The organism is Pseudomonas rustica (genome assembly GCF_049959085.1).
GTDB classification, from domain to species: domain Bacteria; phylum Pseudomonadota; class Gammaproteobacteria; order Pseudomonadales; family Pseudomonadaceae; genus Aquipseudomonas; species Aquipseudomonas rustica.
On record NZ_CP188200.1, the window covers coordinates 2,628,886 to 2,643,306 of the forward strand.

The 14,421-nt window shown below is 59.1% G+C and carries 12 protein-coding genes; 9 read left to right on the forward strand and 3 right to left on the reverse strand.

The genetic code is table 11. The features are described 5' to 3' along the window. The first annotated feature begins 56 nt into the window (after positions 1-56). Both ACP3TY_RS11990 and ACP3TY_RS11995 read left to right on the forward strand, forming a co-directional pair. Positions 57-542 (forward strand): sigma-70 family RNA polymerase sigma factor, encoded by a 486-nt coding sequence (locus tag ACP3TY_RS11990; RefSeq protein WP_426620470.1) that lies wholly within the window; start codon positions 57-59, stop codon positions 540-542. Next, positions 539-1,294 carry an anti-sigma factor family protein gene (locus tag ACP3TY_RS11995; RefSeq protein WP_426620073.1) on the forward strand — a complete coding sequence of 252 codons (756 nt, stop codon included), beginning with the start codon at positions 539-541 and terminating at the stop codon, positions 1,292-1,294. Before ACP3TY_RS11990 ends, ACP3TY_RS11995 begins: the two co-directional genes overlap by 4 nt. Here the strand turns inward: ACP3TY_RS11995 and ACP3TY_RS12000 are convergent. The 3 genes from ACP3TY_RS12000 to ACP3TY_RS12010 all read right to left on the reverse strand — a co-directional run bounded on the left by ACP3TY_RS12000 (position 1,278) and on the right by ACP3TY_RS12010 (position 5,690). Next, positions 1,278-3,542 carry a hypothetical protein gene (locus ACP3TY_RS12000; RefSeq protein ID WP_426620074.1) on the reverse strand — a complete coding sequence of 755 codons (2,265 nt, stop codon included), beginning with the start codon at positions 3,540-3,542 and terminating at the stop codon, positions 1,278-1,280. The genes ACP3TY_RS11995 and ACP3TY_RS12000 overlap by 17 nt on opposite strands. A gap of 140 nt (positions 3,543-3,682) precedes the next feature. After that, a complete protein-coding gene (locus ACP3TY_RS12005; RefSeq protein ID WP_426620075.1) occupies positions 3,683-4,984 on the reverse strand; it encodes an ATP-binding protein in 1,302 nt (433 codons plus the stop codon). Positions 4,985-4,988: 4 nt separating this feature from the next. Next, entirely contained in the window at positions 4,989-5,690 is a 702-nt protein-coding gene (locus ACP3TY_RS12010) for a response regulator transcription factor (RefSeq protein ID WP_053120306.1), read from the reverse strand. Between the two features lie 275 nt (positions 5,691-5,965). On the opposite strand from ACP3TY_RS12010, the gene ACP3TY_RS12015 reads away from it, so the two are divergent. From ACP3TY_RS12015 to ACP3TY_RS12045, 7 genes are all read left to right on the forward strand, one after another. After that, positions 5,966-7,123, forward strand: coding sequence for an efflux RND transporter periplasmic adaptor subunit (locus ACP3TY_RS12015; protein WP_426620076.1), 1,158 nt, complete (start codon positions 5,966-5,968; stop codon positions 7,121-7,123). 15 nt (positions 7,124-7,138) lie between these two features. Further along, entirely contained in the window at positions 7,139-10,240 is a 3,102-nt protein-coding gene (locus tag ACP3TY_RS12020) for a multidrug efflux RND transporter permease subunit (protein ID WP_401238082.1), read from the forward strand. A gap of 134 nt (positions 10,241-10,374) precedes the next feature. Then, positions 10,375-10,794: a hypothetical protein gene (locus ACP3TY_RS12025; RefSeq protein WP_426620077.1), complete on the forward strand. Its 420-nt coding sequence runs from the start codon at positions 10,375-10,377 to the stop codon at positions 10,792-10,794. 137 nt (positions 10,795-10,931) lie between these two features. After that, positions 10,932-11,573 (forward strand): DUF1345 domain-containing protein, encoded by a 642-nt coding sequence (locus ACP3TY_RS12030; RefSeq protein WP_426620078.1) that lies wholly within the window; start codon positions 10,932-10,934, stop codon positions 11,571-11,573. A gap of 75 nt (positions 11,574-11,648) precedes the next feature. Next, on the forward strand, positions 11,649-12,503 hold the full coding sequence (locus ACP3TY_RS12035; RefSeq protein WP_426620079.1) for an AraC family ligand binding domain-containing protein: 855 nt from the start codon (positions 11,649-11,651) through the stop codon (positions 12,501-12,503). 37 nt (positions 12,504-12,540) lie between these two features. After that, positions 12,541-13,149, forward strand: a complete 609-nt coding sequence (locus ACP3TY_RS12040; protein ID WP_426620080.1) for a LysE family translocator — start codon at positions 12,541-12,543, stop codon at positions 13,147-13,149. A 135-nt stretch (positions 13,150-13,284) separates the two neighbouring features. Next, on the forward strand, positions 13,285-14,313 hold the full coding sequence (locus ACP3TY_RS12045) for a LacI family DNA-binding transcriptional regulator (protein WP_426620082.1): 1,029 nt from the start codon (positions 13,285-13,287) through the stop codon (positions 14,311-14,313). The last annotated feature ends 108 nt before the right edge of the window (positions 14,314-14,421 follow it).

The following is a 14,421-nucleotide window of genomic DNA, read 5'->3' on the forward strand; positions in this document are numbered from 1 at the left end:
CAGCGGAGGCCATCATCGTCAGCGATCAGGCATTCAGAGCGGAACTCGGACAGCATCTGGCGCGATTGTGGCGCTACGGTTTGCTGCTGTCGCGCAATCGGCATGTCGCCGAGGATCTGGTGCAGGCGACGTGTGTGCGGGCACTGGAGCGTTCTGCTCAATACGCGGCGGGCACGCGCATGGATCGCTGGCTGCTGAGCATTCTGCATTCGATCTGGCTGAATGAAGTGCGCGCGCGTCGGGTGCGCAACGGCGCCGGTCAGGTCGATGCCGATGGTCAACTGGCGTTTGATGGCGAGTACGCGGCGCAGACGCATGTGATGGCTGCGCAAGTGATCCGCCGCGTTGATGCGTTGCCCGAAACCCAGCGCGAAACCGTGTATCTGGCCTACGTTGAAGGCTTGTCTTACCGCGAAGTCGCCGAGATCCTGCAAGTGCCGATTGGCACCGTGATGAGCCGCCTCGCCAACGCGCGGCTGAAACTCGCCGAATATCCGCCGCTGCAAGCCGTACCGAAAGCCACCGAAGGAGATCGCCCATGAACACGCCTTCGGATGAGCAACTCGTCGCCTACCTGGACGATGAACTCGATGCGGACTACCGGCGCCAACTCGACGACGCCATCGCTGATGACCCGCTGCTAAATCTGCGCGTGCAATGGCTCGCGCGCAGCAATCTGCCGTACAAAAACGCCTACGACGAACTCGCACAACAAGCACCGACGGAGCGTTTGCAGGCGCGGCTTGATGCGATCGCGTCGCCAGAACGTCCGGGAATAAGTCGACGCTGGTTCATCGGCGCGGCGGCGGCAGCGCTTGTCGGCGCAGGCGTACTGGCCGACCGCTTGGTGCTCGGTTGGCAAGCGAAGCAATCGCACAACTGGCGTGAATTGGTCAGTGACTACATGGCGCTGTACGTGCCGCAAACGCTCGCGCACTTGCCTACCGACGACGCCACGCAACGGGCGCAACTGCAGACCGTGGACAAGCGATTAGGTCTGAGCCTTTCAACGGCAAAACTGAAACTGCCAGGTGCCGAATTCAGGCGTGCGCAAGTGCTCGAATACGACGGCGTGCCGATCGCGCAGATCGTCTATCTTGACGCCAAATACGGGCCGCTGGCGCTGTGCGTGACGCGATCGAACAGCGGCAGTCGGCCAATCGCCCAGGAACACCGGCACAACATGAACGTCGTCTATTGGACCGAACGCGAACATGCCTGGATGCTCATCGGTTACAACCCCCCCTCCGAGCTGGCAGGGATGGCCAAGTCACTGATCAGTACTCGACTCTAATGTTGTCGAGGCTGAACCAGTCTCCGGTCGGACAGGTAATCTTGATGAACTTGATTCCCGCTGCGGCTAACGAAACCCCTACCGGAGTGCTGTATGAATCCCCCAGGAATTGGCTGCCGAGCAACGCTCCGTCAGCGGCGAAATATTCCGCAAAGCTGTCACCGAAGTTGACACTCACATGATAGAAGCCGATTTTTGAACAGGCCTTTTTCAATTCCAGTTCTACGACGACCGGTTTCGGCCCAAACGCATCGCGACCAATGCTCAGCACTTGGCCTTCGATCTGGCCGAGGAATGATTCGCCGATGTCGCAACGCTGCATGATTGCGCATTCGCCGTCGCCTGACTGGAAGGTGAATTTGAGGTTGGACGTTTCCATGACGCCTCCCTCTTTCACCGCTTGCGGGCTGGCGCTGGTGAAATCCTCCAGCAGCGTGGCGGGAGAGTCGAAGACTTTGTAGTCGATCGTCTTGTACGTCACGGCCGCACTCTCGTCCTTGCTTCCGTCGAAAGACACCTTCAACTCCAGCGTGACCGCACTGCCCGGTTTGAATCTCTCAAGCTCTGCGCGGGGCAACGTATTGTCCAGACCTACAAGCACTTCGGGCGCCGTCACAGGTGCACCGTTGGCAATCAGGATTTCGTACGGCGAACAGCTGCGATCAATGCCGATCAGGCGAAACCAGCGTAATTGGCCGGCCGCCATCGCTGCCCACGGCTTACAGACCGCCTGAGCGGGGCCGATGAAGGCCCCCATGTCCAGCGTGTCACCCAAGGCTTGGGCGATGCGAGGTACTGGCAACTGCCAGTGGCCGTGCGCGATTGGCTGCACGATGACATCAGCGGCGACTGATGGTTGTGAACCTCCAGCGCGCAACAATTCCCAGTACAGCTTGACGGTTCTACCGTGATTGGCAGCCAGTACTGCGGGCTTGAGCAAAAAGTTGGCACGCTTGTTTTTATTGAAGCCGATGGGTGCAAATACCGGAGAACCCAGCAGCGGCCTTCCCTCGACCACCAAGCGCGCCTGATCTCCGTCCTGTGCATCCGGGTAGTCCACGCGCGCAGTAACGCCGTCCGGAAATGCCAGCGGTTCAATTTCGCTGCCGGCGCCGACCAGCGTTGGCGGTTTCAGTTCAGAGGCCGCTGAGCCGGTGATGCTGACCGTCAGCGCTTCTGAACGATCCAGCAAGACACCGCCGCTCATCCGTGTGTAGTGAAAAATCGCTTTGCCGCCTGCAGCAGCGGCGAAATGCGCATGAGGTACCGGGATTGAATACATGAACGGCGTGTTTTTGATTTTCTCGATCAGGGTCAAGGCATCTTCGCCACCACCAGCGGTACGGAAGATGCAGCGCAGATGGATTTCATCGTCCTTCAACCAACTGCGCGGCACATAAACCTGCGCAGTGGCCGGATTGCCGTCCAGCTTGCTCAAATCAATTGTGTCCGGATCATCCTCGGCATCGTTCGGATCTTCACTGACAATTGGTGGGTCGTACCAATTGCCCGTGAGATTCACATAGATATGTTGCACCGCTGAATCGGGATTGTTGGTGTCCGGGCCGTTCCCGGCACAGTCGTACACGGTGTAACTCAGCGGAAAATCCCGATGATCGCCCGCTGCAATGAACGTTGCTTCATCGATGGTCATTGCCAATGGCAGGCCGCTGTCGGCCTCCGCCTGATTCACTGCGTGTTTCAAAACCACCCCGTTGCAATCGAGCAGGATCGTATCGAACGGCCTCATCAGCGGATAAAAAACACTTACGTTGACGCCATCGCGCGCTCGGTCGGCGTTCACCCCTTCATCGCGGATGGACTGCGCGATCTCCAGTGCCAGCTCCGAGTGCCCCTCGTTACCCGGATCGAAATCCACACCGCCTGGGCGCTTGCTGTGAAACCAAAGCAGCAATGGATGCGAAGTTTCGTGCTCCACACCGGCCCGCTCAAAGCCGTATTCAAGCGTATTGACCCCGTCCTTCCAGAGCTTTGCCGGCACAAACAGGGTCGCCTGCTGACTCTCCTCGCCTGCCGTAATGATTTTTTTATCAGCCACCGCGCCGTTCAGGCGCAACAGCAGCGAGTCATCCGCCGCCGTGCTCAACGATGGTTGAATGAATACCTTCACGCCTTCGGGATTGAGCTGAGTCAGCGCCAGTTGCACCGCGCCATCGACCGGTTGCGGTGCAGTTACCGGTTCTTTCATACCGGGAACACTAGGCTTGTCGAGAGTAGGCGCGGCCATCGGCTTCAGTCCTTTGCGAGGAGACGGGATTGATCAGGGCAGTAACCTGTCCCTTTCATCAAATCCCCTAACACCAAAGGGCGCAACTGTCAGATCTAACAGGGGTGTTTAAAAACCCAGCGGTCAACCGCCGGAAAAAATCACGTCAGCGACGGCAACCAAAGTCGAAAGCGAGCGCCACCTAAAGGCGAAGCCTCTACCGTCAGAGAACCGCCCTGCGCTTCCAGTGCCCGGCGACTGATTGCCAGTCCGAGACCAAATCCGCCCGTAGCGCGATCACGACTGCGGTCAAGGCGATAGAACGGCTCGAAAATCCGCTCACGCTCGTCATCCGGAATCCCGATACCGTCATCGTCGACCCAGATTTCACAACCTTCATCCTTGACCTGCACGCCAATCTGAATACGTTTCTCGCAATAACGCATGGCGTTGCGCAGCAGGTTCTGGATCGCCCTGGCAGTCAGGCGCGGGTCCAGCGCAAAGCGCTCAAGCTGCCCGTGCAACAGCACATCGATGACGATTTCCGGCGATTCCAGTTCCTCATCGACACTGCCCAAAATACTGTCGATAAACTCATCCAGCGAGACTTCGACCTGTTCCGGCAACTGCGCCGGGTTCTGCAAGCGGCTGTAGGAGAGCAACTCCAGCACCAGTTCATCGAGTTCACGAATGTGCGCGACCAGCCCTTGCAGACGTTCGCGGCTGGCGGCCGGCAGATCATCGGACAAGGCCAACGCAAGGCCGAAATCCAGACGCGTCAACGGTGTGCGCAGTTCGTGGGATACAGCGTTGAGCAGGTCACGTTGCTGATTGAGCAGGTTCTCTATGTCGCCGGCCATGGTGTCGAACACATTGGCGAGGCTGCCAATGTTCGAGCTACGGGCGATCTTCGTACGTTCGCTCAAATGGCCCTTGCCGAAACGTTCGGCGGTGCCCTTGAGGCGCTCGAGATCGCGCCAGTGCGGGCGCAACCAGAGCAACAGGCATGCGAGCAACGACGCACCGATCAGCACGTTGATGCTCCAGTACAACAAGTTGACGTCCATCGGATCCGGCGGCACCACCATTTGCACCGCAACGTCGTCATTGAGCGGCGCCACCGCCAGCGTGCGCCAGCCCCAATCACCGATGCGCACGACGTTTTCGCCACGGCGCAGGCGTTCCTGCTCGATGGCGGTGAAGTCGGCGCTGTCGATACGGGCGAGGACGATGTGCAGCGGCTGAAAGTCTTTGTCCATCGACTGCGCCAGCGCCGGCCACTGATCTTGCGGTACGGCGCGGAACTGCTTGGTGATCAGCGATTGCAGGCCACGGGAATAATCGAGGTTGTAGGTGACAAAGCGTTCGCGGAACGCCATCACCACCAGATCCGGCACCAGATAAATCGCTGCGCTGTACGAGATGATCGTCACCAGATACAGGCGAAACAGGATGCGAAACATCAGCTCAGCATTCCCATTCCGAACGGCTGAACAGGTAACCCTTGCCCCACACGGTTTTGATCTTGCGCGCCTCGCCGGCGTGGTCATCGAACTTGCGACGCAACTTGGAAATCGCCACGTCCACCGAGCGATCGGTGCCGTTGAATTCGATGCCGCGCAGGCGTTGCAGAATCTGATCACGGCTGAGCACTTCGCCGGCATGTCGGGCCAACACCACCAACAGGTTGTATTCGCCGCTGGACAGTTCCACCGGTTGATCGCGCCAGGTCACCGTGCGCTCGGACAGGTCGATGCACAGGTTGCCCATGAGGATGCGGTCGTTGGCGGTCACCGGTTCGCCGAGGCTGCTGCGCCGTAACAACGTACGGACGCGGGCGAGCAAGACGCGCGGCTCGCAGGGTTTGGTGACGTAGTCGTCGGCGCCCATTTCCAGACCGAGCACTTGATCGTGGCTGTCATCGCGCGCGGTGAGCATCAGGATCGGCAGCGTCGCCGAGTCGGCGCGCAGCAGGCGACAGACCTGTAAGCCATCAAGCCCCGGCAGCATCAGGTCGAGAATCACCAGATCCGGCGGATTGATCCGCGCCCGTTCACGCACGTGATCGCCACGGCCGATGACGCTGACGCTGTAGCCATTGCGTTCGAGGTAGCTGGAAATCAGTTCGGCGAGGGCGGTGTCGTCTTCGACCAGGAGGATGTTGGGCATGGGTGTTCCAGAAAAGTGCTGTGGCGACTGATAAATCCCAATCGCGAGCAGGCTCACTCCTACAAGTGATTTGTGGTCAACACAGAACAGTGTAGGAGTGAGCCTGCTCGCGATGGCGGTTCATCTGTCGCAATAAATTTCAAGGGCTAAAGGATATACGCCCTCACCCGTCCCTGAGCAAAACCCTTACACAATTTCACACAGCGCCTACAAAGCTTCACCGCTACTCTCGGCGACTGTCCGTAGGATGCGGGCATCAATATTGGGGGTAGTACATGTCGAACAAACTGCTGGCCGGGCTCGGCCTGATCGCATTCGCGCTGACGCTGAGCGCGTGTGATTCATCTTCGAACGCCGAAGAACAGGCGCCGCCGGCCACGGTGCGCATCGAAACCCTTGAAGCCCGCCCGTTGACGCTGAGCAGCGAACTCAGTGGCCGCATCGCCGCGCCGCGTATCGCCGAGGTGCGTGCACGGGTGGCTGGAGTGGTGCTGGAGCGCACCTTCCGCGAAGGCAGCGACGTGAAAAAAGGTCAGGTGCTGTTCCGCATCGACCCGGCGCCGTTCAAGGCTGACCTCGACAGCGCCGAAGCCGCGCTGCGCAAGGCCGAGGCCAATGCGTTTCAGGCCAAGTTGCAGGAACAGCGTTATGCACAGCTGATCGGCGACAAGGCCATCAGTGCTCAGGATTACGACAACGCCCGAGCCACCGCTCGCCAAACCGCCGCGGACGTCGCGGCCAACAAGGCTGCCGTGGAACGAGCGAAGCTGAGTCTGGGTTACGCCACCGTCACTGCGCCGATCTCCGGTCGTATTGGTCGGGCGCTGGTGACGGAAGGCGCGCTGGTCGGGCAGAACGAAACTACGCCATTGGCGCTGATTCAGCAGCTCAATCCGATTCACGCCGACGTCACTCAGTCGACCCGTGAACTCAATGAACTGCGCCGTGCGTTTCGCTCCGGGCAATTGCAGCAGGTCGGTCAGGATCAGGTCAAAGCCACGCTGATTCAGGACGACGGCAGTCTTTATCCGCTGCCGGGCAAATTGCTGTTTGCCGACATCACCGTCGACCCGGGCACTGGCCAGATCATCCTGCGCAGCGAATTCCCTAACCCGGATCTCGATTTGCTGCCGGGCAGTTTTGTCCGCGTGCGTCTGGAGCAGGCAACCATTGCCAATGGCCTGACCGTGCCGCAACGCGCGGTGCAACGTGACAGCGCCGGTATCGCTCAGGTGCTGACGGTTGACGAGCAAATGCGCGTCGCCTTGCAACCGGTGCAACTGGGCGCGGTGCAGAACGATCGCTGGATCGTCACCGGCGGCCTCAAGCCTGGCGACCGCATCGTAGTCGAAGGCCTGCAGCACGCCCGTCCCGGCGAGAAAGTGCAGATCGACGACACCCCTCTTCCACTTGCCCAGACCTCTGGTCAGTAAGCAGGACGCTTTTATATGCCGCAGTTCTTTATCGACCGCCCGGTGTTTGCCTGGGTGGTCGCGTTGTTCATCCTCTTGGCCGGCGCGCTGGCCATCCCGCAATTACCGGTGGCGCAGTACCCCGACGTCGCGCCGCCACAGATCGAAATCTATGCCGTGTACCCCGGCGCCTCGGCGCAGACCGTCGATGAAAGCGTGGTCAGCCTGATCGAAGAAGAACTCAACGGTGCCGATCACCTGTTGTACTTCGAATCGCAAAGCAGCCTCGGCAGCGCGACGATCAAAGCCACGTTCCAGCCGGGGACTAATCCCGAGCTGGCACAGGTTGATGTGCAAAACCGTCTGAAAGTGGTCGAGTCGCGTCTGCCGCAAGCGGTGAATCAGCAAGGCTTGCAGGTGGAGAAGGTTTCCTCAGGCTTCCTGCTGTTGATCACCCTGACGTCCAGCGACGGCAAGCTCGATGACGTAGCGCTCAGCGATTATCTGGCGCGCAACGTGATGAACGAGATCAAGCGTCTGGACGGCGTCGGCAAGGCGCAGCTGTACGGCGCCGAACGAGCCATGCGCATCTGGGTCGATCCGCAGAAACTGATCGGCTTCAACCTGACCCCAGCGGACGTCAACGCCGCGATCACCGCGCAAAACGCTCAGGTCTCCGCTGGCAGCATTGGTGATTTGCCGAACCCGTCGAGCCAGGAAATCACCGCGACGATTCTGGTCAAAGGCCAGTTGTCGACCCCGGAAGAATTCGCCGACATAGTGCTCAAGGCCAATCCGGACGGTTCGACCGTGCGCATCGGCGATGTGGCGCGAGTTGAAATCGGCAGTCAGGAATACCAGTTCGGCACGCGCCTCAATGGCAAACCGTCCACCGCTGTCGGCGTGCAGTTGTCGCCGGGCGCCAATGCACTCGCCACCGCAACCCTGGTGCGGGCGAAAATGGATGAACTGTCGCGCTACTTCCCGGCCGGCGTTGAATACAAGATTCCCTACGACACGTCGCCATTCGTGAAAGTCTCGATCACCAAAGTGGTTTACACCTTGGGCGAGGCGATGCTGCTGGTGTTTGCGGTGATGTTCCTGTTTCTGCAAAACATCCGCTACACGCTGATCCCGACGCTGGTGGTGCCGGTGGCGCTGATGGGTACCTTCGCGACCATGTTGGCGCTGGGTTTCTCGATCAACGTACTGACCATGTTCGGCATGGTGCTGGCCATCGGCATTCTGGTCGACGATGCCATTGTGGTGGTGGAGAACGTCGAGCGGATCATGGCAACCGAGGGTTTATCGCCCAAGGAAGCCACACGCAAAGCGATGACGCAGATCACCGGCGCGATCATCGGCATTACGCTGGTGCTGGTCGCTGTGTTTATTCCGATGGCGTTTATGCAGGGCTCGGTCGGGGTGATTTACCAGCAGTTCTCGCTGTCGATGGCGACCTCGATTCTGTTCTCGGCGTTTCTTGCCCTGACCCTGACCCCGGCGCTGTGCGCGACCTTGCTCAAGCCGATTGCCAAGGGCGAGCATCACGAGAAAAGCGGCTTCTTCGGCTGGTTCAACCGCCGTTTCGAGCAACTGACCGAGCGTTATCAGGGCTGGGTCGGCTATGCGCTCAAACGTACCGGTCGTTATCTGTTGATTTATGTAGTGCTGCTGGTGGGTCTGGGCCTGTGCTTTATGCGCCTGCCCTCCTCGTTCCTGCCGGTTGAGGATCAGGGCTACACCATCACTGACATCCAACTGCCGCCGGGCGCGACCAAAAACCGTACGGTGCAAGTGGCCGAGCAGTTCGAGGCGCACAACGCCGGCGAGCCGGGGATCAGCGACAGCGTGGTGATTCTCGGCTTCAGTTTCTCCGGTAGCGGGCAGAACGCCGCGTTGGCGTTCAGCACGCTGAAGGACTGGTCTGAGCGTGGCAGCGATGACTCGGCCAGTTCGATTGCCGACCGCGCCAACGCCGCCCTTAGCCAGATCAAGGATGCGATGGCGTTTGCCGTGTTGCCGCCGCCAATCGATGGCCTGGGCACCTCCAGCGGCTTCGAATTCCGCCTGCAGGATCGCGGCGGTCTCGGCCACGCGACGTTGATGCAGGCGCGGACAGAGTTGCTCGCCGCAGCGGAAAAAAGCCCGGTGTTGATGAACGTACGCGAAAGCGCATTGGCTGAAGCGCCGCAAGTACAGCTTGAAGTCGACCGTAAACAGGCGAATGCCTTGGGTGTGTCGTTTGCGGATATCGGCAACGTGCTGTCCACGGCTGTCGGTTCCTCGTACATCAACGATTTCCCCAACCAGGGTCGTATGCAGCGTGTGGTGGTACAGGCCGAAGGTGATCAACGCAGTCAGGTCGATGATTTGCTGAAAATGCACGTGCGCAACAACGCCGGAAAAATGGTGCCATTGTCGGCATTCGTCCAGGCCAAATGGATTCAGGGCCCGGCGCAGTTGACGCGTTACAACGGTTATCCGGCGATTGCGATTTCCGGCGAACCGACACCGGGGCACAGCACCGGTGAGGCCATGGCTGAGATTGAGCGCCTGGTCGCGCAAGGGCCGAAAGGCTTGGGACAGGAGTGGACGGGGCTGTCGTTGCAGGAACGCTTGTCTGGCAGTCAGGCGCCGATACTGCTCGGGTTGTCGCTGCTGATTGTGTTCCTGTGTCTGGCGGCGCTTTACGAGAGCTGGTCGATTCCGACCTCGGTGCTGCTCGTCGTGCCGCTTGGTGTACTCGGCGCGGTACTGGCGGTGACCTTACGGGGCATGCCCAACGATGTGTTCTTCAAGGTCGGGCTGATCACCATTATTGGTCTGTCGGCGAAGAACGCGATCCTGATCATCGAGTTCGCCAAGAGCCTGTACGACGAGGGGCATGACCTGATCGACGCGACGTTGCAGGCGGCACGCCTGCGTCTGCGGCCGATTGTGATGACATCGCTAGCGTTCATTCTCGGTGTAGTGCCGTTGGCGATAGCGACCGGCGCCAGTTCGGCGAGTCAGCAGGCGATCGGGACGGGTGTGATTGGCGGGATGATCACGGCGACGTTGGCGGTGATTTTCGTACCGGTGTTTTTTGTTGTGGTGATGAAGTTGGTCAAACGACCTCACGCCAGCAAAAAATAAGTTTCCGCCCGCGAGGTTATAACCGATTCAAAGGCAAATCTACTGTCAAGTCTGACAGTAGATTTGCCTGCTCTGGCGGGAGAATCTGAAGGGGATCCAACAAACCATTCAGTGTTCTGCAAAGGGAAGATGCCATGAGTAACGGGAAAAACGATAAAAAAGTGACGGGGAAACTTAAGGCTGAAATCAAGACCTCAAGCCGGTCATACGCATTCAACTCCCAAGATGTCACCACTAATCAGAGTGGAGGCACGTTTTACTATCAGGCCTTTCACTTCTTCTGGGATCCGAGCGATCTTGTCCAGGTCAATATTTCGTTCCCCGAGACCACCAAAGCCGGTAAGTATCTGCTGAATGGCAAATCAGGCATTTACATGTCTTTCGCAACGTCGTCTGAAAATAGCTTGGGCCCTTATAAAGCCGTCAGTGGCGAGATCGATATCAAGGAGGATCCAACCGCGAGCACATTGAAAGCAGTTTTCGAATTCAAGGGTGTTACCCCCGAAGGTAAGGAAGCCACCATCGACAAAGGTGATGTATCGATTGGCGCGTGATTAATGCAGGAGCTGCCGCAGGCTGCGATATTTTGATCTTTAGAACCAAAGTCAAAAGATCGCAGCCTGCGGCAGCTCCTACAAAAGCCCTCTGGCGTGCGCTATGGTGCTGGGACAGTTCGCTAACGTGAGTCCTCATGCGCTTTCTTGCCCGCACCCACCCTCGCCTGTCCGCCGCCGCACTGGTCGGTCTCGCTACCGGACTTCTGGCCCCCGCCGATTCCATCGTCAGTAAAATCCTCATTGGCTGGAACGCCGGGGTCTGGACGTACCTGATTTTGATGTTGTGGCTGACAATCCGTGCGAAAGCGCCTGACGTCCAGCGCATCGCCGAAGTCGAAGACGAGAACGCCGCGCTGGTGTTGTTCGTCGTGTGTATCGCCGCCATGGCCAGCCTTGCCACCATCACCTTCGAACTGGCCGGCAGCAAGGATCTGGAAACCAACCGCAAGTTAATTCACTACGCCTTCACCGCGCTAACGGTGATCGGTTCGTGGCTGCTGATCGGGGTGATTTTCTGTGTGCATTACGCGCGCCTGTATTACACCTGCAAAGACAAAGAGCCGGCGCTGCGCTTCGCCGAAGGGCTGACCACGCCCAATTATTGGGATTTTTTGTACTTTTCCTTCACCATCGGCGTCGCGGTACAAACGTCTGACGTGGGCGTGGCGACCCGGCAACTGCGCAAGATCGTGCTGTTGCAATCGTTGCTCGGATTTGTGTTCAACACGGCGATTCTGGGTTTCTCGATCAACATTGCTGCCGGCCTGTTCGGTTGAGCGCTGCACAAATCTTCTAGGCGACTCGCCAACAGCAGCGCTAAATTGCCCGAAACTTTGCCTGACAGGTGCGGCATGGACTCTCAAAACTGGATCGATCTGGCCCAGGATGCCGACACCGGCATCGAGACCCTGCGCGCGCATTTCAAGGGCCATGCCTACGATCCGCATTGGCACGACAGCTATCTGGTCGGCATCACCGAACAAGGCGTGCAGCAATTCAACTGCCGCCGCACCAAACACCAGAGCACGCCGGGCAAAGTGTTTCTGCTGGAGCCGGGCGATATCCATGACGGCGACGCGCCCACCGAGGGCGGCTTCACCTATCGCATGCTGTATCTCGATCCGGTGTGGATCGAACGCGAACTTGGCGCCCTGTTCGAAGATGCTCCGCTCAACAGCCAGTTGAGTTTCGCCAATACCTTGATCACCGATCCGCAACTGATGCTGGCCACGCAAATGGCCTTCCAGACGCTGCACGGTGGCGAACTGAAAATTGTCCGCCAGACTGCGCTGGACAATCTGCTCGGCCAACTCACCCGCCATTTGCACTGGCGCACGCGTTACGGCGCTGACCCACGCTTGCCGCTGGTGGCGCAAAAGGCTCGCGACTATTTGCATGCCCATGCGCATCAGGACATTGGCCTGGAGCAAGTGGCGGCCGCTATCGGTGTTGACCGCTTTCGCCTGACCCGCGCCTTCAAGGCTGCGTATGGACTGGCGCCCCACGCCTATCTGGTGCAACTGCGCCTGGCGAAGGCACGGCGCCTGCTAGCCAGCGGCGAACAACCGGCTGCGGTGGCGGTGGAACTGGGTTTTTCTGATCAAAGCCATCTCGGTCGCTGGTTCGTGCGCGCCTACGGCCTGACCCCGGCGATGTATCGCAATCGCTGCTCAAATCTTCCAGACATGGCACCGGGCAAGCACTGAAGATCGGCTTATCGATCTTCAACGGAGTTTGCCTGCGATGCTCTCTACTTTCCCGACGTTACTGCCGTTTTTGCTGTTCGCGTTTGTCGCCTCGATTACCCCCGGCCCGACCAATATTCTGGTGCTGAGCAACAGCGCCCGTTACGGTCTCGTTGCCGTATTGCCAATCATTTTCGGCGCCTGTGCGGCGGCGGCGTTGCTGGTGTTGGTGGTCGGCAGTGGCGCCGGTTCGGCGTTGACTGAATTACCCGGCGTACAGAAAGCCATGCAGTGGATCGGAGTGGCCTGGCTGAGTTACTTGGCCTGGCAGATATTTCGTGCGCCCGCCGCCGAACTGAATACACAACAAACAGGGGCTCGATTAGGGCTGGCGGGAGCGGCCAGTTTGCAATTGATCAATCCGAAGACCTGGATGATGGCATTGGCCGTGGTCAGCGTTTTTGCCGACAACGATGAAGCCCGATTGGCGCATGTGGTGATCCTGTCACTGGTGTTTTTCCTGATCTCGCTTCCTTGTTTGGGCATCTGGGCGCTGCTCGGCGCCGGCTCTGCGCGATGGTTGCGCTCACCGCGCGCGTTGCAACGATTCAACCGTTTGATGGCGGTTCTGCTGCTCTGTTCGGCATGGCTGAGCGTGTTGATTTAAGCCGCTCGTCGGTGCTCATACACCGCGCGGCGATCATTTACTTGACGGACGATTTGATTCTGGTGTTTCCTGAAACCGGTTTCAGCGCCTCTCACAGCGACTGAACCTATAAATCCAATAACAAGGTTTCAGACCGTGAACGACTTTTCCGCCGCCCAGCGCAGCCGCGTGACCATGCTTGATGTTGCCGAACGCGCTGGCGTTTCCAAGGCCAGTGTCTCGCGCTTCATTGGCGAAGATCGCGCCCTGCTCTCCGATGCCATTGCCCTGCGCATCGAACAGGCAATCGCCGAACTCGGCTATCGCCCGAATCAAATGGCACGCGGCCTGAAACGTGGACGCACGCGCCTGATCGGCATGCTCGTCGCCGATATCCGCAACCCTTATTCAATTGCCGTGATGCACGGGGTGGAAACCGCCTGCCGTGCGCACGGCTACAGCCTGGTGGTGTGCAACACCGACCGCGATGACGAGCAGGAACGCCAGCACTTGGCGCTGCTGCGCTCGTACAACATCGAAGGCTTGATCGTGAACACCCTGGGTCATCATCGCGACGAATTGCACGAACTGCACCGTGAAATGCCGATGGTGCTGGTGGATCGCAAAGTCGATGGGCTCGACAGCGACATGGTCGGGCTGAACAACCCGCACGCCGTGGAAATGGCCCTCACCCACCTTGAGCAACGCGGCTATCAAGAGGTGCTGCTGGTGACTGAGCCGTACGACGGCACCAGTTCGCGGATCGAGCGAGTCAGCAGTTTTCAGCAACAGATCGCCCAGCGCTCGAAGCTGAATGGCGCAGTGCTGGAGACCTCCGACGACCTTGCCGCCGAACTGCAAACCTTTTTGAAAACTTCATCTGCCGGCCCTAAAGCGCTGTTCTGCGCCAATGGCGTGGCGGCGTTGGCCAGCACACGCGCGTTGAAGGAAATCGGCTGCCGCTTGTTTGAGGATGTCGGGCTCATCGCGCTGGATGATCTGGATTGGTATCCATTGGTGGGCAGCGGAATTACCGCGCTGGCCCAGCCCACTGAAGAGATTGGCGCGCGGGCGTTTGACTGTTTGCTCAAGCGCTTGCGTGGGGATGATGCGGCGGCGCGGGTGCTGGATTTTGCGCCGGTGCTGGTTGAGCGTGGGTCGACCCGTGGGAACGGTGTTGTTTGATCTGACGCCTTCGCGAGCAAGCTTGGCTCCTACAAAAGCGGGCTGTATCCCCCGTAGGAGCAAATCTTGCTCGCGAAGAGGCCCTATAAAACACCACAAATCCACCTG